Below are 24,474 nucleotides of genomic sequence, written 5' to 3' on the forward strand. Positions count from 1 at the left end.
CACCTTCCGGAGGACACCGTGTTCCGCAGCGAGTACGCCGATGTCCCACTCCTCGACCAGCCCGTCCACGACGCCGTGCTGGGAACGTCCGCCCGCGACTTCGCCGACCACCCCGCGCTGGTCGACGGGGTGGAGGGCACCGAACTCACCTACGCGCAGCTCGACGGCTTCAGCCGCCGCATCGCCGCCGCGCTCGCCGCCTCCGGCCTGCGCAAGGGCGATGTGCTCGCCCTGCACAGTCCCAACACCATCGCCTACCCGGCCGTCTTCTACGCCGCCACCCGGTGCGGCGCCGCGGTCACCACCGTCCACCCGCTGGCCACCGCCGAGGAGTTCGCCCGGCAGCTCGCCGACTCCCGAGCCCGCTGGATCGTCACCGTCTCACCCCTGCTGGCCACCGCCCGGCAGGCGGCCGACCGCGCCGGCGGGATCCGGGAGATCGTCGTGTGCGACCGGGCCGACGGACACCGTTCGGTCCAGGACATGCTCTTCACCGACGACCCCGAGCCGGACGTCGCCATCGACCCGGGCGAGGACCTGGCCGCCCTGCCCTACTCCTCGGGCACCACCGCCGCGCCCAAGGGCGTGATGCTCACCCACCGCAGCATCGCCACCAACCTCGCCCAGCTCCAGCCGGTCGCGCCCGGCGGCCCGGAGGACCGGCTGCTGGCCGTGCTGCCGTTCTTCCACATCTACGGGCTGACCGCACTGATGAACGCGCCCCTGCGGCACGGCGCCACCGTCGTCGTCCTGCCACGCTTCGACCTGGAGCAGTTCCTCGGCGCCGTGGCCAGGCACCGGGTCACCAGCCTGTACGTGGCGCCGCCCATCGTGCTGGCCCTGGCCAGGCACCCGGCGGTGGACTCCTACGACCTGTCCTCGGTGCGCCATGTGGTCAGCGCCGCGGCCCCGCTGGACGCCGGCCTGGCCCAGGAGTGCGCCCGGCGGCTGGGCCTGTCCACGGTGCGGCAGGCGTACGGCATGACCGAGCTGTCACCGGGCACCCATGTGGTGCCGCTGGCGGAGGAGCACCCTCCGCCGGGGACGGTGGGGAAGCTGCTGCCGAACACCGAGATGCGGATCACCGCCCTGGACGATCCCGGCCGTGACCTGGGCGCCGGGGAGGAGGGCGAGATCTGGATCCGCGGGCCGCAGGTGATGAAGGGCTACCTGGGCCGCGCGGACGAGACCGCCGCCCTGGTCGACGCCGACGGCTGGCTGCACACCGGCGACGTGGGACGGGTGGACGACGACGGCTGGCTGTACGTCGTCGACCGGGTCAAGGAGCTCATCAAGTACAAGGGCCACCAGGTCGCCCCGGCCGACCTGGAGGCAGTGCTGCTGGCCCACCCCGGCATCGCCGACGCGGCGGTCATCGGCGTCCCGGACGAGGACGGCAACGAGGTGCCCAAGGCATACGTGGTGCGCCGCGAGGGCGCCGGCCTCACCGCCGAGGACGTGCTGGCGCACGTGGCCGCGCACGTCGCCCCCTACAAGAAGGCGCGGCGGGTGGAGTTCACCGACGCCGTGCCGCGCGCCGCCAGCGGCAAGATCCTGCGGCGCGAACTGCGGGCCCGGGAACGGCAACGGGACGGGGAGAAGGGCGCCACGGCATGACGGACACGGACGGCAGCGAGAGCAGGGTCCCGGTGCGGAGCTCGGCCGGGCGGGGCGTCACCACCCTCACCCTCGACTCGCCGCACAACCGCAACGCGCTCTCCGCCCGGCTGGTGGGCGAGCTGTACGCGCACCTGGAGGCGGCCGGGCGCGACCCGGACACCCGGGCGGTGCTGCTCACCCACACCGGCACCACCTTCTGCGCGGGCGCAGACCTGGGTGAGGCGGGCGCGGCGTCCGGCCCGACCGACGCACCCCTGGGCCTGGCCCGGCTGCTGCGTACGGTCGTGGCCTTCCCCAAGCCCGTCGTCGCCCGTGTCACCGGGCACGTACGGGCGGGCGGCGCCGGGCTGGTGGGCGCCTGCGACATCGCGGTGGCCGGCCCCGGCGCGACCTTCGCCTTCACCGAGGCGCGGCTCGGACTGGCCCCCGCGGTGATCTCCCTGCCGCTGCTGCCGCGGCTGGACGCGCGGGCGGCCGGACGGTACTACCTGACCGGCGAGCGGTTCGGCGCGGCGGAGGCGGCCCGCATCGGACTGGTCACCCTGGCGGCCGATGATGTGGACGCCGAGCTGGAGCCGGTCCTGGACGGGCTGAGGCGTGCCTCGCCGCAGGGCCTGGCGGAGTCCAAACGCCTGGTCACGGCGGAGGTGCTGCGGGTGTTCGACCGGGACACCGATAGCCTGGCGGAGCTCTCCGCGAGGCTGTTCGCGTCAAGCGAGGCGCGTGAGGGCATGTCCGCCTTCCTCGAACGACGGGACCCCCGATGGGTGCACCACTGACCGCACGGGGCAACGCGCCCAAGCAGGACCGCAGCCGCGCCACCCGGCGGCGTCTGCTCCAGTCGGCCGTGGCCTGCCTGGCCGAGCGCGGCTGGACGGGCAGCACGGTCGCGGTCGTCGCCGAGCACGCGGGCGTCACCCGCGGGGCGGCCCAGCACCACTTCCCCACCCGAGAGGACCTGTTCACGGCGGCGGTGGAGCACGTCGCCGAGGAGCGGTCGGCCGTCCTGCGGGACCTGCCGAGACCCGCCGGCGTCCGGGAGGCCGTCGAGGCGATCGTCGGCCTCTACACCGGCGAACTCTTCCGCGCCGCACTCCAGCTGTGGGTGGCCGCCTCCAACGAGCCCCAGCTCGCGCCCCGGGTGACCGCGCTGGAGGCGCGCATCGGCCGGGAGACGCACCGGATGGCGGTGCGTCTGCTGGGCGCGGACGAGAGCGTGCCCGGAGTGCGGGAGACCGTGCAGGGCCTGCTCGACATGGCCCGCGGCCTGGGCCTGGCCAACCTCCTGACCGACGACGGCGCCCGCCGCGAGCGGGTCGTGGCCCAGTGGGCGGCCGTCGTCGAGGCGGCCCTGCGCGGCTGACGGCCGCCCGCTCCGCGGCAGGACGGGCGGCCGCCGGCCTGACACGGCACTAGAGAGCGGCCGCCAGGCGGGTGCCCTGGTCGATGGCGCGCTTGGCGTCGAGCTCGGCGGCGATGTCGGCGCCGCCGATGAGGTGGGCCCTGACACCGCGCTCGGTCAGCTCGTCGTACAGGCCGCGCCGGGGCTCCTGCCCGGTGCACAGCACGACGGTGTCCACCGGCAGCACCTGGGAGCGCCCGTCGACGGTGATGTGCAGACCTTCGTCGTCGATGCGCTCGTAGGCGACGCCGGGGAGCATGGTGACGCCGCGCTGCCTGAGCTCGGTGCGGTGGATCCAGCCGGTGGTCTTGCCCAGGCCCGCGCCGACCTTGCTCGTCTTGCGCTGGAGCAGGTGGACGGTGCGTCCGCCGGCGGGGCGGACGGGTTCGGTCAGGCCGCCGGGGGAGCGGTGCTCGGTGTCGACGCCCCAGCGGGCGAGGAACGCCTCGGTCTCCTCCGGACCACCGTCCGGCCCGGGGTGGGTGAGATAGGCGGCGACGTCGAAGCCGATGCCGCCCGCGCCCAGGATCGCGACGCGCCGGCCGACGGGCCTGCGGTCGTGGAGGACGTCGAGGTAGCCCACCACGCTGGGATGGTCGATGCCGGGGATCTCGGGGACACGGGGGGTGACGCCGGTGGCCAGGACGATCTCGTCGTGGCCGGCGTCCGCGAGCTGTCCGGCGGTGACCTCGGCCCCCAGGCGCTGCCCGACACCGAGGGCGTCGAGCCGGTGGCGGTAGTAGCGCAGGGTCTCGTCGAACTCCTGCTTGCCGGGAACGCGGCGGGCGGTGTTGAGCTGCCCGCCGATCTCGGGTGCGGCGTCGTACAGGGTGACGGTGTGGCCGCGCTCGGCCGCGGAGACGGCGAAGGCGAGCCCGGCCGGTCCGGCGCCGACCACCGCGATGTCCCTGGCCCGGCGGGTGGGCTCCAGGACGAGCTCGGTCTCGTGGCAGGCCCGGGGGTTGACCAGACAGGAAGTGATCTTGAGGCTGAAGGTGTGGTCGAGGCAGGCCTGGTTGCAGCCGATGCAGGTGTTGATCGCCTCGGGGGTGCCGGCGGCGGCCTTGGCGACGAAGTCGGCGTCGGCGAGCATGGGGCGGGCCAGGGAGACCATGTCGGCGTCGCCGCCGGCGAGGATCCGCTCGGCCAGCCCGGGGTTGTTGATGCGGTTGCAGGTGACCAGCGGGACGGAGACGGACCCCATCAGCTTGCGGGTGACCCAGGTGTAGGCGCCGCGGGGCACGGAGGTGGCGATGGTGGGGATGCGCGCCTCGTGCCAGCCGATGCCGGTGTTGATGATGGTGGCGCCCGCGGCCTCCACGGCCCGGGCGAGCTCGACGACCTCGGGGAAGGTGGAGCCGCCGGGCACCAGGTCGAGCATGGACAGCCGGTAGACGACGATGAAGTCCTCGCCGACGCGCTCGCGGACCCGGCGCACGATCTCGACGGGGAAGCGCATGCGGTTGGCGTACGAGCCGCCCCAGCGGTCGGTGCGGTGGTTGGTGGCGGAGGCGATGAACTCGTTGATGAGGTAGCCCTCGGAGCCCATGATCTCCACGCCGTCGTATCCCGCGGACCGGGCGAGGGCGGCACAGCGGGCGAAGTCCTCGATGGTCTGCTCGATCTCGGCGTCGGTGAGTTCGCGCGGGGTGTGCGGGCTGATCGGGGCCTTCAGCGGGCTCGGGGCGACGAGGTCGGGGTGGTAGGCGTAGCGGCCGAAGTGGAGGATCTGCATCGCGATGCGGCCGCCCTCGGCGTGGACGGCGCCGGTGACGGCGCGATGGCGTTCGGCCTCCTCCTCGGTGGTGAGCATGGCGCCGCCGGGGTAGGGGCGTCCGGCCTCGTTGGGTGCTATGCCGCCGGTGACGATCAGGCCGACACCGCCGCGGGCGCGTTCGGCGTAGAAGGCGGCCATCCGGGAGAAGCCGTCGGGGGCCTCCTCCAGCCCGACATGCATCGAGCCCATGAGGACCCGGTTGGGCAGGGTGGTGAAGCCCAGGTCCAGCGGCCGGAGCAGATGGGGGTAGGCGGTCATGCGGTCGGTCTCCCGGTTCGGTGCGGGTAAGGGCGGTGCGGCGGGACGGGACGGTGGGGTGCGACGGCCGGACGGGCCGGCGGTCAGCGGTCGGCGGCCTCGCGCGAGATCCGCTCGAACTGTGCGCCCATGGCATCGGCGAGCGCCTGTGCGGCGGACAGCGGGCGGACCATGACGGTGAGGTCGTCGATTCTGCCGTCCTCGTCGAAGTGCAGGAAGTCGCAGCCCTGGATCCGCCGGCCGCCGACCGTGGCGGTGAAGACGAGGGCGTGGTCCCGGCCGTCCGGGCCGGAGAACTCACGGGTGTAGGAGAAGTCCTCGAAGACCCGCATCACGCCGCGCAGGATCGCCGCGGTGATCGCCTTGCCCTCGTAGGGCCTGAACGCGACGGGGCTGGTGAAGACGACGTCATCGGCCAGCAGGTCCGCCAGGGCCTGCTCGTCGCGGGCCTCCACGGCGCGCCGGAAGAGGTTCATACCGACCACCTTGATAGACAAAAAGTTTACTAGGTGCGTTGGAGAGTAAATCCTGGCGGGAAGTCTGTCCACACCGGGCCGGAGCCGCGCCCGCCGGCGCCGGGTCGACGGGGAACAGCCGATTTGTCGGCAGGTCGCCCCCGTGCTCCAATACGGGGATGGCTCTGCGCAACGCGGTGATGGCAGCCCTACTGGAGGGCGAGGCATCGGGCTGGGACCTGGCCAAGGGGTTCGACTCCTCGGTCGCCAACTTCTGGACGGCCACTCCCCAGCAGCTCTACCGCGAACTCGAGCGCATGGAGCGGGAGGGGCTCGTCGCCGCCCGCGTCGTCCAGCAGGAGCGCCGGCCCAACAAGCGGCTGTTCTCCCTGACCGAGGCGGGATACGCCGCACTGCGCGACTACACCGCCGCCGCCCTCGCCCGGCCCACCGTCATCCGCGACGAACTGCTGGTGAAGGTCCAGAGCGCCGACGTGGGCGACATCGAGGGAGTCCGGGCCGCCGTCGAGACGCAACTGGAGTGGTCGGCGGCCAAACTGGCCCGCTACGAGCGGGGGCGCGCCAAGCTGCTGGACGGGCGCACCGAGGAGGAGTACTTCGCGCGGGCCCGGCGCGTGGGCCCCTACCTCACACTGCTGCGCGGCATCGTCTTCGAGCGCGAGAACCTGCAGTGGTGCGAGACCGCCCTGAAGGTCCTGCGGCAGCGCGGCGACGGGACCGGCGCGGGTACCGGCGCCGACGCCGATGGGCGCGGGGACACGGTGGAGGCGTCCGGCCGACGGCGGTGAGGGGCCGGACACCTGCCCGCGGGCCGAGCCCCGAACTACGCCTCCGAGCCCACCGCACCGCCCGGCACCAGACCCGGATGGGCCTCCAGCAGCCGCTCCGGGGCCGCCTGCCGCCAGGAGTCGACGAGGACGTCCCGCAGCTCGGCGATGTCCTCCAGAGCGGCCAGTCTGACCCGCACCCATGCCGAGGGCGCCTCGTGCGGCGGCACCCAGAACTTCTCCGGCTCGGCCGCGATCAGTTCGGTGCGCTCGTGGCGCGGGCAGCGCACGGCGACGGAGGTCTCGTCGTCGGGGACGGTTATGTACATCTTCCCGGACACCCGGAAGGTGGGCATGCTCCACGCCTCCTTCTCCACGGTCTCCGGGAGGGACAGGGCGATACGGCGGACGTCGTCGGAATCGATCACGGCGATACCGTAGCCGCGCCCACCGACACGTCCGGACCGTGCCGGGGCGCCGCGTCCCCTCAGGAGTGCCGGGACGCGGCGCGGGAGAGGAAGGCGTCCCGGTCGAGGAAGACCAACCGGGCCCGCTTGTTGGGCATTTCGATCTCGGGGCCGAGGACGAAACCGGTCCGCAGCAGCCGGGAGACCGCCTTCTCGTTGCGGGCGTCCGGTTCGGCGACGATCCGCCTGCGGCCGGGGTCCTCGGCCAGCAGATAAGCCAGGAAGACGGTCAGCAGGGTGCCGGTGAAGCCCGGCCGGGCCCCGCCGTCCGCCGGGCCGACCATCAGATGGAGGCCGAAGTCCCCCGGCCGCACCTCGTAGTACTCGCCGACCGGGTCGGCGCCCGGCTCGTAGGTCTGGAAGAGGGCGACCGGGCGGTCGTCGAGGTGGAGCAGATAGGCGTGGTGTGTGGACAGGGAGTCCAGATACCCGTAGATCTCCAGAACCTGTTCGCGGGTGTGGTCGCGCATGCCCCAGAAGCGGGCCCGCTCCCGGGACACCCAGCCGTACAGCAGACCGATGTCGCGGGCGGGGTCCACGGGGACGACGCGGACCGTGCCGAAGCCCTCGACGCGGGCCTCGTACACGGCCTCGCGGCGCCGGTGCGCGGAGGCGCCGGAGGAGGTGGAGGGGGCGGCCGGGTCGGTCACTTCTCTCCTCGGTCGGAGACTGCGGACGGTACGGATGGTACCGGCGGCGCGGCGGGCTCCTCGGTGAGCCGGTCCCAGTCGGTGACGACCGGAACCAGCTCGCAGCGCGCCCACAGCGGGAGCTGGTCGCGGTGGTGCGGATCCCCCGGCACACCCGAGGCGCCGAGCGGCACCACCCAGGCACTGTCCTCGCGGCGGGCGAGGTCCCACACGTAGCGGGCGGCGGAGGCGCGGGCGCTGAGGTCGGTGACCCCGGGCACGCTGGAGGTGGCCAGCACGCAGTCGTGGTCACCGGCCAGGGCCGGCCAGGGCTCACCGGGGTCGGCCGGCAGCGCCTGCCAGGGCGCGAGCCGGTGGGTGTCGCCCCACCGAACCGGCGGTCCCTGCGCGGCGGCCTCGCGGGCCGCCACCTCCTCGACGGCGGCCCGTACGGCCCCGGTCCGGTCCGCGAGCGGCAGACGGTCCGTGGTCAGCAGGTGCTCCAGGGCGTATCCGACGCGGGGCACGAGCGCGAGCCAGGGCCGGAAGACCTCCGGCGCGGGCGGCGGGTCCGCCAGCGGCCGCAGCAGCGGATGCTCCGCCAGCCGCCGCACCGTCGCGGTGCGGACGGCGGCGAAGGAGGAGGCGGCGGCACTGCCGGCGTCCATGCGGCGGTCCCAGTCCAGCAGCCGTTGCCGCAACCGCCGGGCGGCCGGTCCCAGCTCCCCGGGGCCGGTGCGCGCCAGCAGGTCCAGCAGGGGCGCGGCCGAGGCCAGCAGGGTGTCGCGGTGGACGGCCGCCATGTCCCGCGCGGACCACACGGTCCGCTCCGCCAGCAGCTCCCGGATGCGCCCGGCCCGGTGCGGCGGCGCGAACTCCACGCCGAGGGGCTCTGCGATCCCGCGCTGGTTGGCCATGACCGCGACGCCCCCGACGCGTTCGCGCGGCATCGGTCCGTGCCGGCCCCGCCAGGCGTGCCGGGGTTCCCACGCTGGCACGACCCGTACCCGGTTGTCCGGATGGCGCACGGGGACGGAGCCCGCCGTCCGGTGCAGGGTCCGGCCCGAGGTGTCGGCGGCCAGGACGACGTTGACGGGCTCCACCCAGCCGTCCAGGGCGCGGTCGAGGTCGGTGACGTCGCGGGCCCGCAGCAGGGCGGGAAGCACACCGAAGCCGAGGTCCGCGCTGACGCGCGGGGGGTGGCGCAGGGCGACCGCGCCGAAGACGTCCGGCGCGTAGGGGGCCTGGGCCGGGGAGTCCGGATCCGCCCAGTGCGCCGCCTCGTCGCCGTCGGCGATGACGGGGCCGCGTTCGGTCTCGATCACCTCGACCGTCACGGGCTCGCCGCCGGCCACCTCGATCGTCTCGACACGGCGTTCGGCGGGCCGCCACCCGTCCGGGCCCAGCGCCTCCACCCGCTCCCCGCCCGGCCCGGTGCGACGCAGCCGTTCGCGGTAGAGGTCCTGGTAGTCGGCCATGGCGTTGGTGATGGCCCAGGCCACATGACCGGTGTGGCCGAAGTGGGCGATGCCGGGGACGCCGGGGACGGCGAGGCCGACGACGTCGAACTCCGGGCAGGCCAGCCGGATCTGCTGGTAGACGCCCGGGGCCTCGATGAACCGGTGGGGGTCGCCCGCGAGGACCGCCGAGCCCGTGGCGGTGCGGTCCGCCGGGACGAGCCAGCCGTTGCTGCCGGAGGCGCCGGGCCCGTCGGTGGCGAACACCCCCACCCACCCGGGCCCCAGGCGGCGGGCGACGGCGTCGCGCCAGAGCTTGGCCGGGAAGCCCGCGAACAGGATGTGCGCCGACAGCCAGACGCCCAGCGGCGTCCACGGCCGCCAGCGGCCGGGGGCGAGTTCGGCGGCGGCGAACTCCGGTGCCCGGCGGGCCCCTTCCGCCAGCCCGTCGTTGACCCCGTCGACGTAGGAGCGGACCCAGGCGGCGGTGCCGGGATCCTCGTGCTCCAGGGCGTCCATGCAGCGCCTTGCGGTGTCGTCCAGCCGGACCCGCCGCGCGAACCGGTCCCAGGAGACGGCCTCCGCGCCCAGGAACGAAGCGGTGGTGCCCTGCGAGCGGTGCCGTTCGACCTCGATCTGCCAGGCGCGGTCCGCCGCCGCGTTGCGACCCTGGGCGTAGGCCAGCTCGTTCGCGCCGTCCGCGCGCAGATGTGGTACGCCCCAGGCATCCCGGTAGACCTTCACGGCCATGTGTCAGCGTTCCTTCCCGGCGGTGGGGCGCGGGTCCGCCGCCGGACCCCGTGCGGCGGACCGCCCGGCGCGGCCCAGCAGCAGACCGGCCGCGCAGCCGCCCGCGAGGACCGCCGCGGCGCCGGCCAGCTGCCCGGTCCGCAGACCGGAGGCGAACGCCTCGGCGACCGTGGCCAGATCCGCCTCCCGGGAGACCCGGGCCAGCGCGGCGGGCAGCGACTGCGCGGCGCCGGCCGAGTCCGGCAGCAGGGCGGCGAAACGGGAGGCCAGGACCGCTCCCAGGACGGCGACGCCCAGGCCGGCGCCCATCTCGGTGAGGGTGCCGTTGACACCGGCTCCCGCGCCGGCCTTCTCCCTGGGGATCGAGCTCATGACGGCCTCGGCGATGGCCGGGTTGGCGCAGCCGCAGCCCGCCCCCATCAGCACCAGGCCGAACAGGATCCCGCCGTAGCCTCCGCCGCCGACGAGGGCGACCACCGCGAGACCGGCCGCCATCACGGCCATGCCCGAGGCGATCATCACCGGCAGGCCGAAGCGCGCGATCAGCCGCGCGGAGACGCCGGTGAAGTTCACCAGTACCACCGTCAGGGCGAAGGGCGCGACGGCCAGACCCGCCTGGAGCGGGCTGTCGCCGCGGACGAACTGGAGCTGCTGCGTGAGCAGGTACAGGGCACCGCCGCTGCCGAAGGTGATCAGGACGACACCCGTCACGGCCCCGGTGAAGCGGCGGCTGCGGAACAGGGACGGATCCAGCATCGGATGCTCGGTGCGCCGCTCCCAGCGCAGGAAGGCGGTCAGGACGGCGGCGCCCAGCACGGCCGGCACCAGGATACGGGGAGAGCCCCAGCCCTCCTCCGGCCCGGTGATGACGGCGTAGACCACGCAGGTCATGCCGGTGACGGAGAGCACCAGGCCCGGCAGATCGAGGCGGCCGCCGCGCGGATCGCGGCTCTCGGGGACGAGGACCGCGACGGCGACCAGGCCGACGAGCACCACCGGGATGTTGATCAGGAAGATCGCACCCCACCAGAAGTGGCTGAGCACCAGCCCGCCGACGACCGGCCCGGAGGCGAAGCCGAGGGCGTTGACGGCGCCCCACAGGCCGATCGCCCTGGGCCGCTCGCTCGCGTCGAAGACCTGCATGACGACGGCGAGGGTGGTCGTCAGCAGCAGCGCCGCGCCCACCCCCATACCCGCGCGGGCCGCGATGAGCTGGGCGGAGGAGGAGGCGAGTCCCGCCACCAGCGAGCCGGCTCCGAACAGGGCCAGCCCGGCCAGCAGCATCCGCTTGCGTCCGTAGCGGTCGGCGGCGTTGCCCGCGGCGAGCAGCAGGCCCGCCTGCACCAGGGCGTAGGCGTTGATCATCCACTGCACGTCGGCGGTGGAAGCGCCCAGCTCACCGGTCAGTGACGGGATCGCCACGTTGAGCACGGTGTTGTCGAGCACCACGACGAGTTCGGCCAGGCAGACCACGGCCAGGATCGCCCAGCGGGCGGGGTGCCCGCCGGGCGGTCCGGCCGCCGCCGGGCCGGCGCCGGTGGCCGGGTCGGTCGTCACCATGCGATCACCTTGCCGCCGTCCCTGTCGTCACCACGGTGTGTCAGGCCCTCCCCGGGGCGTAGGGGGCGATGGGGTTCCTCAGGTCACCGACCAGCCGGAGCGCGCCGGAGGGGTCCGCCAGGTCCACCATCTGCCGGTTGTCGCGCAACTGGAGCCGGTTGAGGCAGGACAGCGCGAACTCCTCGGCGAAGATGTCGTACCGCTCGAACCGCCCGGCCAGCTCCGGCACGGACTCCCGGTAGCGGATCACCGCCTCGGCGACCGTGCGCCAGAAGGCGTCCTCGGTCAGCACGCCCCGGTCGGCGAGGATCGCGCCGAGGTGGCGCAGGAAGCAGTCGAAGACGTCGGTGAGGATCGCCAGCAGCCGCATGTCCTCGGGTGTCTCGGCGCGGATGCGCTCCACCTCGGGGGGCAGCTCCACGCCGGAGTCCATCACGACGATCTCCTCGGCGATGTCCTTGAACACCGTCCGCGCCACCGCGTCGTCCTCCAGTACGAGGATGACGTTCTCGCCGTGCGGCATGTACGCCAGGTCATAGGCGTAGAAGCTGTGCAGCAGCGGGGCGAGGTAGGCATCCAGATAGCGGCCCAGCCAGGCCTCGGGGGTGAGGCCGGAGCGCTCGATCAGCGCGGCGGCCAGCGAGCCCCCCTCGCTGTCGGTGTGGAGCAGGGAGGCCATGGTGGCCAGGCGCTGCCCCTCCCCCAGCCGCGGGACGGGACTCTCGCGCCACAGGGCCGCGAGCATCTTGCGGTAGGGCGAGTGGCGGTCCGTGGCGGCCTCGTAGCCGGCGTGGCGGTAGCCGACCGCGGCGCGCTCGCGGATGATCTCCAGCCCGGTGGCGCGCAGGACGGGGTCCTTGGCGACCAGATCGGCCAGCCAGTCGTTGATGGCGGGGGTCGCCTCCATGTAGGCCGCCGAAAGGCCCCGCATGAAGCCCATGTTGAGCACGGACAGGGCTGTCTTGACGTAGTGCCTGCCCGGCGCGGAGGTGTTGAAGAAGGTGCGGATGGACTGCTGGGCCAGGTACTCGTCCTCGCCCTCGCCCAGCGGCACGATCCGGCGCTGGGCGACCTCGGCGGAGAACGTCACGGCGAGCTTGTTCCACCACTGCCAGGGGTGGACGGGGATCAGCAGGTAGTCCGCCGGGTCCAGGCCCTGGCCGCGCAGGACGGAGTCGAACCGGTCGAGGACGGCCTGCCCGAGCTCGGCGCGCAGCAGCGTGTGGTAGTCGGTGTCGGCCGAGCAGGTGAAGGTGGTGTGGTCGCGGTGGGCGGCCACCCACAGCAGCCGCACCGGGGCGGCGGTCTCGGGCGCGTAGGCCAGGTACTCGTGGACACCGAAGCCGAGGCGGCCGTTGTTGGCGACGAAGCAGGGATGGCCCTCGGTCATGCCGGTCTCGATCGCCTGGAAGCCGGCGCCGGCCAGCTCGGCGGCGGTGACCGGCTCCTTCGCCAGTTTGTACGCGGTGCTCGACAGGGTGGAGCTGATCTCCTCCAGGTAGACGGGCAGGATCTCGTCGCTCAGGCCCAGGGCGCCGCGGAATTCGGTGAAGAACGCGAAGGCGTCCAGGGGCAGTTCGGCGCCGCCGCGGTGGCGGGTGATGCTGCCGGCGTCGATCTGCCAGTGGTCGAGCGCCATCAGGCGGGCCGTGAAGCGGTACTCGACCTCCCCACCGTCCCCGCCGCCGGTGACGGTGTAGCGTCCGCCGCCCAGTTCGGCGGGGACCAGCAGGCGTTCGTGGGAGAATTCCGACAGGGCCTTGCGCAGCAGCAGCCGTACGGCGGCCTCCCAGTTGCCGGGGGTCAGATGGGCCACGGCCTCCCGCGGATCGGGGTGCGGTACGGCCCGGGGGGAGGCGGCGGTCACAGGGCGGCTCCTCGTACGGCGGCCTCGAAGCGCTCGCGGGTGCAGACGCTCAGCAGGGACTCCTTCTCCGGTTTGGCGATCGGGCCCACGACCTCGAAGCCGACGGCGGCGTTGAGGGCGTGCACGGCGGTGTTGCGGACGTCGGGCTCGACGACCACGCGGCGGGCGGCCGGGTCGTCGAAGAGCATCGCCATCACCGTGGTGATGACGGCGAGGGTGAACCCGTGGACGGGTGTGTCGCAGGGAGCGGTGAGGAAGTGCATCCCGACGTCTCCCGCCCGGTGGTCGTACAGCCCGGCCAGCTCCACATACGCGGGGTCGTAGCGCTCGACGAGGAAGGCGGGGATGCCGTGGTGCAGGCCCAGGAAGGCGTCGTGGTGGGGGTGCTGGGCGATCCGCCGGTACTCGTCGGCGACCTGCCGCTCGCCGGCGTCCTGCATCATCCAGTACACGGCCTTGGGATGGGTCACCCAGGAGTGCAGCAGGGGCGCGTCGGCGGCCGGGTCCAGGGCGACCACGGAGAATCCCCCCAGCCCGGGGTCCTCGCGGTGGAAGAGGACGTCGCTCACGCGATGCCTCCCTCGGGGGCGCCGAAGTCCTGGAAGGCGATGGACTTCTCGACGGGGTAGACCTCGCGGCCGAGGACGTCGCGGATGATCCAGGAGTTGCGGTACGGGCCCATGCCCAGGTCCGGTGAGGTGACGCTGTGGGCGTGGACGGCGCCGTTCTGCAGGAAGACCCCGCGGCCGGTGACGTCGACGCTGTAGTTGCGGGCGACGTCGAAGCGGCCCGAGGAGTCGAAGCGGAGGCGGTCGCGGATCCCGTCCAGGAAGTCGGGGACGCGGTGGCGGTAGCCGGTGGCCAGGATCAGGCCCTCGGTGGTGAGGGTGAACTCCTTGTCCTGCTCGACCTGGTGCAGGCCCAGGGTGTAGGAGCCGCTCGTCTCGTCGTGGGAGGCGGAGGTCAGCGCGGTGTTGGTCAGCAGCCGGGTGGGGACGGGGCCGGCGGCGCTCCTGGCGTACAGCAGGTCGAAGATGTCGTTGATCAGGGCCTCGTTGACGCCCTTGAACAGGCCCTTCTGTTCGCCCTCCAGCCGGTGCCGGGTGGTCTCGGGCAGGGCGTGGAAGTAGTCGATGTAGTCGGGGGAGGTCATCTCCAGGGTCAGCTTGGTGTACTCCAGGGGGAAGAACCGCGGGGAGCGGGTGACCCAGTTCAGGCGGTAGCCGTGGACGTCGATCTCCGAGAGCAGGTCGTGGTAGATCTCGGCGGCGCTCTGCCCGCTGCCCACGATGGTGATGCTCTTCTTGGCCTGGAGCGCCTTCCTGTGCTCCAGGTAGCGGGAGTTGTGGATCACATCGCCGCCCAGCCCCTCGCAGGACTCGGGGACGTACGGCGGGGTGCCGGTGCCCAGCACCAGGTGGCGGGCGCGGTGCTCGCTGTGCTCGCCGGTGGAGGTGTCGCGGGCGGTGACGGTGTACAGCCCCTCGGCCTCGTCGTGGGAGACGGCTGTGACCTCGCGGCCGAAGCGTACGCAGGACAACCGGCCGGCGGCCCAGCGGCAGTAGGCGTTGTACTCGGCACGCAGCGGATGGAAGCTCTCGCGGATGTAGAACTGGTACAGGCGCCCGGACTGCTTGAGGTAGTTGAGGAAAGAGTAGGGGGAGGTGGGGTCGGCCATGGTCACCAGGTCTGCCATGAAGGGTGTCTGCAGGGTGACGCCGTCCAGCAGCATGCCGGGGTGCCAGTCGAACTCCGGGCGGCTCTCCAGGAAGAGCCCGTCGAGGTCGTCGACCGGCTCGGTCAGGCAGGCCAGCCCCAGGTTGAAGGGGCCCAGTCCGATGGCTATGAAGTCGTGAGGGGTGGACACGTCGTCTCCGTGGGTCTGGTGATCCGGTGGTTCAGGCGGCCGGTGAGCCGTTCCGGCGGGCGGCGGAGGAAGCCAGATGCTCCTGGGCGTGCCCGGCGATCAGGTCGAGGACGGCGCGGATGTCGTCCGTCGTCGTCTCCGGGTTGAGCAGGGTGAACTTCAGGTGGTGGCGGCCGTCGACCACCGTTCCGGCGACCACGGCCTCGCCGGAGGCGGCCAGGGCCTCGCGGGCGTGCAGGTTGGCCAGGTCCACGGCCGTCTCGTCGGCGACCGCGCCGGTGTCCGCGCCGGGGGTGCAGCGGAAGACCAGGGTGGACAGCGCCGGCCTGGTGACGACGGTGAAGCGGGGGTCGTCCTCCAGGATCCGCCAGGTGTCGGCGGCGAGGTCCACCACCTGGTCGAAGAGCGCGCCGACGGCGTCGGCGCCCATGATGCGCAGGGTCAGCCACAGCTTGAGCGCGTCGAAGCGCCGGGTGGTCTGCAGGGACTTGTCGACCTGGTTGGGGATGCGCTTCTCGGCGCTGCGGGCCGGGTTGAGGTAGTCGGCGTGGTAGGTGGCGTGCCGCAGGGTGGCGCCGTCGCGGACGAGGACGGCGCTGGAACTGACGGGCTGGAAGAAGGACTTGTGGTAGTCGACGGTGACCGAGTCGGCCCGCTCGATGCCCTTCAGCAGATGGCGGCGCGTGGTGGAGGCCAGCAGCCCGCAGCCGTAGGCGGCGTCGACGTGGAACCACGTCCCGGCCTCCTGGCACAGCTCGGCGATCTCCGGCAGGGGGTCGATGGAGCCGAAGTCGGTGGTGCCGGCGGTGGCGGAGACGGCCATCACCGTCAGGCCCTCCTCCCGGCAGCGGCGCAGTTCGCGGGCGAGGGCGTCGGTGCGCATCCGGCGGTCGCCGTCGCAGGGGACGCAGACGACCGATCCCGGCTCCAGACCGAGGAGTTTGGCGGCCTTGATTACGGAGAAGTGGCCGGCCTCGGAGGTCAGGACGCGAAGTTGCGGCAGCATCTCGGAGACCGGCGGCGGGGTGGGGGAGTTCTTCCGCAGCAGCCGGAGGGCCTCCTCGCGGGCCAGCAGCAGCGCCTGGAGGTTGGACTGGGTGCCGCCGCTGGTGAAGATGCCGTCGGCGGCGCGGCCCAGGCCGATGCGGGCGGCGGTCCAGTCGACGAGCCGGCGCTCCATCAGAGTGCCGCCGGCGCTCTGGTCCCAGGTGTCCAGGGAGGAGTTGACGGCGGAGAGGACGGCTTCACCGAGCAGGGCGGGAAGCACCACCGGGCAGTTGAGGTGGGCGAGGTAGCGGGGGTGGTGGAAGTAGACCGCGTCGCGGAGGTAGACATGCTCCAGTTCGTCGAGGGCGGCTGCCGGATCGCCCAGGGGGCGGTCGAGGTCGATGCCGTCCACCACCGGGGCCAGTTCACCGGGGGTGACACCGGTGAACGGGCGGCTGGTTCCGGCGACCGTCCGGGCGACCCGTGCCACGCCTTCGGAGACCAGCCGCCGGTAGTACCCGGCGGTGCAGTCGTTCAGCAGATGGGAGCGGGGGTCGCCGCCGACGGGGCCGGCCATGTCGGCAGGAGCGAGAGGGGAGGCGGATCCCTGGGGGCTCACGCGCGGGTCCTCCGAATCGGGGGAGCAGGGAACTTAGGTAAGGCTATCCTAACTTGCTCTGATCATGTGAGAGCCCCTCGTACCGCGGGCAGTACGTGGGGCTCCGTGCGGGGTTGATCCCGCGTCAGGCGGCGCCGGTCAGCGCCTCGGTGCGCAGATCCTCCTCCGAGGCGCCCAGCCGCCAGTACCCGGAGAAGGCCACCCGGCCGCGGGCGAAGCCGCGTTCGGACACCAGATGGCGGCGCAGCGCGCGCACTGCACCGGCCTCGCCCGCCAGCCACGCGTACGCGCCGCCCCAGGCCTCCTCGGGCAGCACGGCCTCGCGTACGGCGTCGACCACCGCGCCGTGCCGCCGGGAGTCCTCCCGGGCCAGCCAGGTGACCTCCGCGTCGGCCGCGGTGGGCAGCGGCCGTACGTCCCCGGCCCGGGGCACCTCCACCCACACCCGTGCCCGGACGCCGGCAGGCAGCCAGGACAGGATCCCGGCGACGGCGGGCAGCGCCGTCTCGTCGGCGGCCAGCAGTACCCGGTCCGTGCCGGGGGGAGGGCGGAAGCCGACGCTCTTGTTCTCCGCGGTCACCGGGCCCAGCATGCGGACCCGGTCGCCCGGCCGGGCGCGACGCGCCCAGCGGGTCGCGGGTCCGGTGTCGCCGTGCAGGACGAAGTCGACGTCCACCTCGCCCGCCTCCGGGCGCTGCGCGGAGACGGTGTAGGAGCGCATGACCGCGCGCACCGCCGGGTCCATCGCACGCCAGGCCGCGAACCAGCCGTCGCCCATCTCCACCGGGACGAGGGGCTCGCTCTGGCCGGGCTGCGGCAGGAAGAGCGAGAAGCTCTGGTCCCTTCCGCCGCCCGCGAACCGCCTGAGCCGTTCCCCGCCGAAGGTGATCCGGACCAGGGAGGGCCCGAGCCGCAGACTGCGCACGACCGAGGCCTCGAAGAAGCCGAACGGCGAGACCGGCCGGGCGGCGGGAGCGCGGCGGTGCGCCGGCGTCCTGCGGGCCGCCGGAGAGGCGGCGACGGGAGGGGCGACGGGGGTGGCGGTGCGCGGTGTCATCTGTGGGCTCTCCTTCTCGGAGGTTGCTGTCCTGCGCGGTCTGGGGGCGGCGCGGTACGGGCCGGGAGGCGCCGCGGCGCCTCCCGGCCCCTGCTCAGCGGAGCTTCTTCGCCCCGGTGATGGCGTCGGCGAGGTTCTCCATCAGCGGGGCGGCGCCCTGGTAGGAGAAGCGCGGCACCGGGTCCCACTCGGCGACCTGGCCGGCCTTGACCGCCGGGAGCGCCTCCCAGGTGGGCTTGGACTTCAGGTCCTCGGGCTGCAGGGCGGTGCTGCGGTTGTCCAGGATGATGAGGTCGGCCTCGTACTGCCCGGCGTTCTCCCAGCTCAGGCTCTCGAAGTAGCCGCCGCTGGCCTTGACGTCCCTGGGGAGGACGAAGTTGACGCCCAGTTCGGCGAAGTACTTCAGGTCGGCCGCGGGCGCGGGGGTGGAGACGTAGAAGTAGTCCGCGCTACCGGAGGCGGCCAGCACCCGCAGCCCGCCGCCGGCCCCGGCTGCCTTGCGGAGCTTCTCGGCCGCCGCCTCGAAACGGGCCTTGCCGTCGGTGACCTGCTTGGACTTCAGGTCGGCGCCCAGGGACTCGGCCAGGGCGGCGTAGCGCTGGATCGGCTTGAGCAGGGAGACGTTCGCGACCTGGACGGCGACGCTGGGGGCGAGCTCGAGGATCTTGCCGGAGCTCTCCTCCGGCACGTACCACAGCGAGCCGGAGTCGTACTGGTGCGTGACCAGCAGTTCGGGGCTGAGTGCGGCGTACTTCTCGATGTCGAACTCGCCCCAGGCGTTGCCGATGACCTCGATCTTCTTCACATCCAGGTCGCCGGCCTGCGGGTGGGCCGAGCCGTCCTCCAGGACCGTCTCGCCGAATACGCCGACGATCCGGTCCTTCAGGCCGAAGTCGGCCAGGGCGGCGGCGGTGCCGGTGAAGGCGACGATGCGCTCGGGGGTCTTGTCGGCGGTGACCTTCTTCTTGCGGTCGTCGGTGAACGACCAGGGGCCGCCGTCCTTCTCGGCTGTCCTGCCCGACGTCTGCGAACCGCCGTCCCCGCACGCCGCGAGCAGAGCGCCCAGACCGAGGGCACCGCCCGCCGAGAGAATGCCCCGGCGGGAGAGGTTGGCGGTTCTTGCGTAGGACATGACTGGGCCTCTCTGAGCAACGCACAAGGACGCGACAGGTGTTCAGACGACCGGCCGCGGCTGTTAGGTTAACCTAACCAAAGTTCGAGCCCAAGGGGGGCGATCGCCGGTCTCCCTCCCGGCACACCGGAGTCCGCACGTGTCACTCATCAAACCGAACCCCGCGGGGAAGAGAACGGCACCGGCGCCGTCCTCCGCCGTCGAGGGGCCGCCCACGCGAACCCGTACCGCCCTGCGCTCCACCGGGCTGGCGGGCGCCACGGCCCTCCTGCTCGTCCTGCTGGTGCTGAGCCTCGGCTTCGGCGCCCGGCCGCTGTCGGCGGGCGAGGTCTGGTCCGGACTCCTCGACAGTGGCTCCGCGACCTGGAGCGTGGTGCACGAGATGCGGCTGCCGCGCACCCTGCTCGGGCTGCTCGTCGGCCTCGCCCTCGGCCTGGCCGGCGCGGTGATGCAGGCGCTGACCCGCAACCCGCTGGCGGACCCCGGGCTGTTGGGCATCAACGCGGGCGCCTCGGCCGCGGTGGTCACCGCCATCGCCTTCCTCGGAGTGACCGGCTTCACCGGCTACGTGTGGTTCGCGCTGGTCGGCGCGGCGGCCGTCTCCGTTCTCGTCTACGCCGTCGGCGGCGGGCGCGGGGCGACCCCGGCGCGGCTGGCGCTGGCCGGCGCGGCGCTCAACGCCGCCCTGTACTCCTACGTCAACGCCACGATGATCCTGGACGCCGCGTCACTGGAGCGGATGCGTTTTTGGACCGTCGGCTCGCTGGCCTCTGCCCGCATGGACGCCGTGGTGCAGGTGCTGCCGTTCATCGCCACCGGTGCCCTGGCCGCACTCGCCCTGGCCCGGCCGCTCAACGCCCTCGCGCTCGGCGACGACCAGGCCCGCGCCCTGGGCGCCCGGCCGGAGAAGGTCCGTGCCGCCTGCATCGTCGCCGTCACCCTGCTGTGCGGCGCGGCCACCGCCGCCGCCGGCCCCATCGTCTTCGTCGGGCTGATGGTGCCGCATCTGGTCCGCACGATCACGGGCCCCGACCTGCGCTGGATGCTGCCGTACTGCGCGGTGCTCGCCCCCGTGCTGCTGCTCGGCTCCGACGTGCTCGGCCGGCTGCTGGGCCGCCCCGGCGAGCTCCAGGTCGGCGTCGTCACCGCGGTCCTCGGCGGCCCCCTCTTCCTCCACGTCCTGCGGCGGCGGAAGGTGGCCGCCGCATGAGAACCGTCACGGGAACCGGCATGAGAACCGGTACGGGAAACGACACGAGGACCGGTATGAGGACCCTCCGCGCCGGGCCGGCGCTCAGTCTCCGCTTCCGCCCCCGGGCCCTGGCCGCAGCCGCGGTCTGCCTGCTCGCGGCCCTGGCCGCCGGCGTCGTCACCATCGGCAGCGGCGACTACCCCATGAGCCCCGCCGAGGTGCTGACCACCCTCACCGGCGGCGGCACCCCCGCCCAGGACTTCATCGTCAACGAACTGCGGCTGCCCAGGGTGCTCGCCGCTCTCCTCACCGGCGCCTCGCTCGGCCTGGCCGGAGCCGTCTTCCAGTCAGTTGTGCGCAATCCCCTCGGCAGCCCCGACATGCTCGGCATCACCCAGGGCGCCTCCACCGGCGCGCTGCTCGTCGTCCTGGCCGGCGGCAGCAGCGCGGCCCTGGCCGGCGGCGCCATCGCCGGAGGGCTGCTGACCGGACTGCTCATCCACGCCCTCGCCTGGCGCCAGGGGATGCACGGCTACCGGCTGGTGCTCACCGGCATCGGCGTCCTGGCGATGCTCACCGGCGTCAACGGTTACCTGCTCACCCGCGGCAAGCTGATGGAGGCGTCCCGCGCGATCCTGTGGATCACCGGCAGCCTCGACGGCCGCGGCTGGCCCGAGCTCACCCCGCTGCTGATCGCCCTGGCGGTGCTTGGCCCGGTCATCGTCCTGGGCTGCGGACGGGCCCTGCGGATGACGGAGATGGGCGACGACGCGGCACACGCCCTCGGCGTGAGCGTCGAGCGCGCCCGCACCGCGGCGCTGGGCTCCGCCGTCGTCCTGGTCTCCTTCGCCGCGGCCTGCGCCGGTCCGGTCTCCTTCGTCGCGCTCACCGCGCCCCAGCTCGCCAAGCGGCTCACCCGCGCCCCCGGCCCCAACCTGCTGCCCGCCGCCTGCATGGGCGCGGCCGTGCTGGTGATCGCCGACTGGGCCGCCCAGAACCTCTTCACCGGACGGCAGATCCCCGTGGGCGTCGTCACCGGCCTCCTCGGCGGCTGCTACCTGGTGTGGCTGCTGGCCACCCAGCGGAAGGCGGGACGGATATGAACACCCACGCGGTGGTCCGGGACCCCCAGTACGTCCAGGACCCGGTCGGACACCCCCAGGACGGAGCAGAACGGATGACGCAGGGCGACCACCGCGACCACGGCACCCCGGCAGCCGGGGGGACGAGGCTGAGGGGCGAGGACCTGACCCTCGCCTACGACCGGCGGACGATAGCCGAGCACCTCACGGTCGCGATACCGGACCGCTCCTTCACCGTCGTCATCGGCCCCAACGCCTGCGGCAAGTCCACCCTGCTGCGCGCCCTGTCGCGAATGCTGAAGCCGGCCGCCGGGGCGGTGCTCCTGGACGGCCGGGACATCTCCTCGGCCAATGCCAAGCAGGTCGCCCGCACCCTCGGCCTGCTGCCGCAGTCCTCCGCCGCCCCCGAGGGCATCTCCGTCTCCGAACTGGTCTCCCGGGGCCGCTACCCGCACCAGAGCCTGCTGCGCCAGTGGTCGGCGGAGGACGAGCGCGTCGTCGCGGAGGCCATGGCCTCCACCGGCGTCGCCGATCTCGCCGACCGCTCGGTGGACGAACTGTCCGGCGGGCAGCGCCAGCGGGTGTGGATCGCCATGGCGCTGGCCCAGCAGACCCCGCTGCTGCTGCTGGACGAGCCGACCACCTACCTCGACCTCGCCCACCAGATCGACATCCTGGACCTGTGCGCCCGCCTCCACCAGGAGGAGGGCCGCACCCTGGTCGCCGTCCTCCACGACCTCAACCACGCGGCCCGCTACGCCACCCATCTGATCGCGATGCGCGACGGGCGGGTAGTGGCCTCCGGACCGCCGGAGGAGATCGTGACCGCCGAACTGGTCGAGGAGGTCTTCGGCCTGCCCTGCCGGGTCATCAACGACCCGGAGACCGGGACTCCGCTGGTGGTGCCCGCGGCGCGGCGCCGCGCCCGCGAGCCGCAGGCGGCCGGTCACCTGTCCTGATCGGTCGTGAACGGAGCAGCGCGAACGCCCCGCCGAGACGCTGCTGTGCCGGCTGCGGCACGGACCGGGCCCCGGTGCACCGGCCCGTGGCCGGGCAGGACGTTCGCGCCGGTGGCCGCCAGTGCGGACAGCGGGCAGGATCCCCCTGTCCGGCCGATCCCGGCCCCGACAGGTCCCGGCAGGTCCCGGAAGAGCCCGGCGAGCCGCCGCGGTGTGTGCGACGACCAACGGCTCCGCACGCACCGGATGATTACCGGGGGACACCGGGGCCGGTGACCGTGACCATGGTGCGTGGATGGCAGGATCGCAGGGTGCTGGAACGGATCATCGCCGCGTGCGACGGCGCCTCGAAGGGAAACCCCGGGCCCGCGGCCTGGGCATGGGTCATCGCCGGAGCGGACGGCGATGTGGCGCGGTGGGAGGCCGGCCCGCTGGGCCGGGCGACCAACAACGTGGCGGAACTGACCGCACTGGAGAGACTGCTCCAGGCCCTGGACCCGGCCGTACCGGCACAGGTGCGGATGGACTCCCAGTATGCGATGAAGGCGGTCACCACCTGGCTGCCGGGCTGGCGCCGCAAGGGCTGGAAGACCTCGGCCGGCACACCGGTGGCCAACCGTGATCTGGTGGTGCGGATCGACGAACTGCTGGCGGGACGGGACGTCGAGTTCGTCCACACCCCGGCCCACCGGGCGGACGGCGACCGGCTCAACGACGCCGCCGACCGCGCCGCGAGCCACAGCGCCCGCACTCAGCGGCCGATCGGCTCCGCAGCGGGGGACGACCTGCCGCCGCCTGAGCCCGGCACCGCCTCCGCCGGCGGACGTTCCCGTGCGGCGGGGGCGAAGCCGGCCCGGAGGCCCGGGTCCTCGGGCCGTTCCTCCGGAAGGTCGCTCAAGGCCCGCTTTCCGGGCCGGTGCCGCTGCGGCCGGCCGTACGCGAAGGGCGAGACGATCGCGAAGACCCCCGACGGCTGGGGCCACCCCACCTGCGCCGCCACCGGAGCGGGCGGGGCGTGAGACCGGTCGTCGGATGGCCCGGACGCCCGCGGGCTCCCCGGTGCCGCCCTATCGGGCGGTGCCGAAGGCCTGCGTCCAGTAGTGGCCGGGCTGGGCCAGGCCGACGCCGATCTCCTCGAACGAGCAGTTGAGGATGTTGCGCTTGTGGCCGGGACTGGACATCCAGCCGTCCATCACGCTCTCGGGAGTCCGGTAGCCGTAGGCGACGTTCTCGCCGTAGGTCCGCCACTCGTAGCCGGCCCGCTCGATCCGGTCTCCGGGACCGGAGCCGTCGGAGCCGGTGTGGGACATGTTCCGGTGGTCGGCCATGTCCTGGCTGTGGGCCTGGGCGGCCCCGGTCAGCTTCTCGTTCACCTTCAGAGGTGCGCATCCTGCCCTGGCGCGCTCGCTGTTGACGAGCTCCACGACGCGGGCCGCGGCATCGTCGGCCGGGGCGGGCGAGGAAGGCGCGGAAGGCGCGGAGGCATCGGGGGTGGGGGAGGCGCTCGGGGCAGTGGCGGGCGTCCGGGTCGTCTCCGCCGCGGGCCGCGAGGTCCACCGGTACTCCGGCGACCGTTCGCCGGAGTACCGGCTCTGCCAGGAGCGGTCCCGGTCGTCCGAGTACCGGTTCTGCCAGGAGCGGTCCCGGTCGTCGGCGGTCGCCGGCCGGTCCACGCATGCCAGGGCCGCGGTGGGCACTCCCAGGGCGGTCACGGCGAGGGCCGCGACGGATATCTTCCGGTAGCGCCTCGTTCTGCGGTGCTTGCTCATGTGTGACCCCAATCGTCGGATCGCGGATCCCCCCGGATGTGGACGACCCGCACGGCGCCCGCCTCTGAGCTGCGGGAACGCGGTGCGGGCCGTCATTGTCGGGACCGCTCGACGGGCGGGGCAACGAGCCTTGGTACTACGCCGGCTCGTAGGTTCCAGCGCCCCTTGTGCCCGGCACGGTCCCGTGCCGGGCGGGCGCCGGGGGTGGGCGGCGATGTCCTGTCGCTCCGTCAGGATCCGTCCCGTGCCGCCGTGCACGGGGGAACGCGCGAAGCGGGGCGCGGCCCGCAGAACCGTGTGCACGGTATGACCGTTTCGGGTGGGACGGATGCTCTATGTCCACCGGGCGCCACCTACTACCCGGTGGGTGTAGTACCGATATGTGCTGTGACGGATGTCACGGGAGTCTGTGCCGCGCGCCGGTCCGGCCGCCCGGGCGCGGGGGTGAGGCGCCGGTGCCGGACTCGTGGCGACCGGCCGGGCGTCACCGCGCGCGGTCGGCTCCATGTGCCCTGGTGTGTCGACATTCCTGGAGCAGGAGCAGGAGCCGGGGCGTGTTCGGGTCGAATGTGGGTGGCGGTGGGGGCGGCCATGGCCGGCGGCGCCCTCCGTGCCGCCGCCGAGCACCACGCCCTGCGTGCCGCCGAGGGGTCGCGGACCTGCAGGGAGGGTCTGGTCGAGGCGGTCCGCGATGTTCTGTGCACCGCGGTCTGCGCGTCTGGCCGGCGCCGTACGCGGGCGCTTCCCCTGCAGGGTCATCGGAAGTGTTACCGGGGGTAG

Annotated in this window: 21 protein-coding genes; 8 read left to right on the top strand and 13 right to left on the bottom strand. The window is 73.4% G+C overall.

Annotated features, from left to right (window positions below):
* Positions 1-18 precede the first annotated feature (18 nt).
* The 3 genes from ACGRHY_RS25295 to ACGRHY_RS25305 are packed head-to-tail and all read left to right on the top strand — an operon-like array spanning position 19 to position 2,983.
* Entirely contained in the window at positions 19-1,617 is a 1,599-nt protein-coding gene (locus tag ACGRHY_RS25295) for a 4-coumarate--CoA ligase family protein (RefSeq protein WP_394637608.1), read from the top strand.
* Entirely contained in the window at positions 1,614-2,399 is a 786-nt protein-coding gene (locus ACGRHY_RS25300) for an enoyl-CoA hydratase family protein (protein WP_394637609.1), read from the top strand. The genes ACGRHY_RS25295 and ACGRHY_RS25300 overlap by 4 nt, the downstream gene beginning before the upstream one ends.
* Positions 2,384-2,983 carry a TetR/AcrR family transcriptional regulator gene (locus ACGRHY_RS25305; protein WP_394637610.1) on the top strand — a complete coding sequence of 200 codons (600 nt, stop codon included), beginning with the start codon at positions 2,384-2,386 and terminating at the stop codon, positions 2,981-2,983. The genes ACGRHY_RS25300 and ACGRHY_RS25305 overlap by 16 nt, the downstream gene beginning before the upstream one ends.
* Before the next feature lie 49 nt (positions 2,984-3,032).
* Here the strand turns inward: ACGRHY_RS25305 and ACGRHY_RS25310 are convergent, their stop codons facing one another.
* Together ACGRHY_RS25310 and ACGRHY_RS25315 are read right to left on the bottom strand one after the other, a co-directional pair.
* Positions 3,033-5,057, bottom strand: coding sequence for an oxidoreductase (locus ACGRHY_RS25310; RefSeq protein WP_394637611.1), 2,025 nt, complete (start codon positions 5,055-5,057; stop codon positions 3,033-3,035).
* Positions 5,058-5,140: 83 nt separating this feature from the next.
* Positions 5,141-5,533 carry a nuclear transport factor 2 family protein gene (locus ACGRHY_RS25315; protein WP_394637612.1) on the bottom strand — a complete coding sequence of 131 codons (393 nt, stop codon included), beginning with the start codon at positions 5,531-5,533 and terminating at the stop codon, positions 5,141-5,143.
* A gap of 158 nt (positions 5,534-5,691) precedes the next feature.
* Here ACGRHY_RS25315 and ACGRHY_RS25320 point away from each other — a divergent pair, with 158 nt between their 5' ends.
* Positions 5,692-6,321: a PadR family transcriptional regulator gene (locus tag ACGRHY_RS25320; protein WP_394637613.1), complete on the top strand. Its 630-nt coding sequence runs from the start codon at positions 5,692-5,694 to the stop codon at positions 6,319-6,321.
* 35 nt (positions 6,322-6,356) lie between these two features.
* Here the strand turns inward: ACGRHY_RS25320 and ACGRHY_RS25325 are convergent, their stop codons facing one another.
* From ACGRHY_RS25325 to ACGRHY_RS25370, 10 genes are all read right to left on the bottom strand, one after another.
* Entirely contained in the window at positions 6,357-6,728 is a 372-nt protein-coding gene (locus ACGRHY_RS25325) for an MmcQ/YjbR family DNA-binding protein (RefSeq protein ID WP_394637614.1), read from the bottom strand.
* A gap of 59 nt (positions 6,729-6,787) precedes the next feature.
* The gene (locus tag ACGRHY_RS25330) at positions 6,788-7,417 is read right to left on the bottom strand and encodes a GNAT family N-acetyltransferase (RefSeq protein ID WP_394637615.1); all 630 of its coding nucleotides are present in this window, start codon (positions 7,415-7,417) and stop codon (positions 6,788-6,790) included.
* Positions 7,414-9,603: a penicillin acylase family protein gene (locus tag ACGRHY_RS25335; protein WP_394637616.1), complete on the bottom strand. Its 2,190-nt coding sequence runs from the start codon at positions 9,601-9,603 to the stop codon at positions 7,414-7,416. The genes ACGRHY_RS25330 and ACGRHY_RS25335 overlap by 4 nt, the downstream gene beginning before the upstream one ends.
* Positions 9,604-9,606: 3 nt before the next feature.
* Complete coding sequence (locus ACGRHY_RS25340; RefSeq protein WP_394637617.1) at positions 9,607-11,163, bottom strand: DHA2 family efflux MFS transporter permease subunit; 1,557 nt, start codon at positions 11,161-11,163, stop codon at positions 9,607-9,609.
* Between the two features lie 40 nt (positions 11,164-11,203).
* A complete protein-coding gene (locus ACGRHY_RS25345; protein WP_394637618.1) occupies positions 11,204-13,030 on the bottom strand; it encodes an IucA/IucC family protein in 1,827 nt (608 codons plus the stop codon).
* Positions 13,027-13,599, bottom strand: coding sequence for a GNAT family N-acetyltransferase (locus ACGRHY_RS25350; protein WP_394637619.1), 573 nt, complete (start codon positions 13,597-13,599; stop codon positions 13,027-13,029). The genes ACGRHY_RS25345 and ACGRHY_RS25350 overlap by 4 nt, the downstream gene beginning before the upstream one ends.
* On the bottom strand, positions 13,596-14,897 hold the full coding sequence (locus tag ACGRHY_RS25355; RefSeq protein WP_394637620.1) for a lysine N(6)-hydroxylase/L-ornithine N(5)-oxygenase family protein: 1,302 nt from the start codon (positions 14,895-14,897) through the stop codon (positions 13,596-13,598). Before ACGRHY_RS25355 ends, ACGRHY_RS25350 begins: the two co-directional genes overlap by 4 nt.
* 31 nt (positions 14,898-14,928) lie before the next feature.
* Positions 14,929-16,461 carry a pyridoxal phosphate-dependent decarboxylase family protein gene (locus tag ACGRHY_RS25360; protein WP_394638196.1) on the bottom strand — a complete coding sequence of 511 codons (1,533 nt, stop codon included), beginning with the start codon at positions 16,459-16,461 and terminating at the stop codon, positions 14,929-14,931.
* 166 nt (positions 16,462-16,627) lie between these two features.
* A complete protein-coding gene (locus ACGRHY_RS25365) occupies positions 16,628-17,560 on the bottom strand; it encodes a siderophore-interacting protein (RefSeq protein WP_394637621.1) in 933 nt (310 codons plus the stop codon).
* A gap of 94 nt (positions 17,561-17,654) precedes the next feature.
* On the bottom strand, positions 17,655-18,692 hold the full coding sequence (locus tag ACGRHY_RS25370) for an ABC transporter substrate-binding protein (protein ID WP_394637622.1): 1,038 nt from the start codon (positions 18,690-18,692) through the stop codon (positions 17,655-17,657).
* A 139-nt stretch (positions 18,693-18,831) separates the two neighbouring features.
* Between ACGRHY_RS25370 and ACGRHY_RS25375 the strand changes: the two genes are divergently transcribed.
* The 4 genes from ACGRHY_RS25375 to ACGRHY_RS25390 all read left to right on the top strand — a co-directional run bounded on the left by ACGRHY_RS25375 (position 18,832) and on the right by ACGRHY_RS25390 (position 22,944).
* Positions 18,832-19,902: a FecCD family ABC transporter permease gene (locus ACGRHY_RS25375; RefSeq protein WP_394637623.1), complete on the top strand. Its 1,071-nt coding sequence runs from the start codon at positions 18,832-18,834 to the stop codon at positions 19,900-19,902.
* Positions 19,903-19,958: 56 nt separating this feature from the next.
* Complete coding sequence (locus tag ACGRHY_RS25380; protein ID WP_394637624.1) at positions 19,959-20,987, top strand: FecCD family ABC transporter permease; 1,029 nt, start codon at positions 19,959-19,961, stop codon at positions 20,985-20,987.
* A 74-nt stretch (positions 20,988-21,061) separates the two neighbouring features.
* Positions 21,062-21,925 (top strand): ABC transporter ATP-binding protein, encoded by an 864-nt coding sequence (locus tag ACGRHY_RS25385; protein ID WP_394638197.1) that lies wholly within the window; start codon positions 21,062-21,064, stop codon positions 21,923-21,925.
* Between the two features lie 311 nt (positions 21,926-22,236).
* On the top strand, positions 22,237-22,944 hold the full coding sequence (locus tag ACGRHY_RS25390; RefSeq protein ID WP_394638198.1) for a ribonuclease H family protein: 708 nt from the start codon (positions 22,237-22,239) through the stop codon (positions 22,942-22,944).
* Positions 22,945-22,992: 48 nt separating this feature from the next.
* Here ACGRHY_RS25390 and ACGRHY_RS25395 read toward each other — a convergent pair whose 3' ends face one another.
* Complete coding sequence (locus ACGRHY_RS25395; protein ID WP_394637625.1) at positions 22,993-23,694, bottom strand: CAP domain-containing protein; 702 nt, start codon at positions 23,692-23,694, stop codon at positions 22,993-22,995.
* Positions 23,695-24,474: the final 780 nt, after the last annotated feature.

The organism is Streptomyces shinuiensis (assembly GCF_043660855.1).
In the GTDB taxonomy this organism is placed as follows: domain Bacteria; phylum Actinomycetota; class Actinomycetes; order Streptomycetales; family Streptomycetaceae; genus Streptomyces.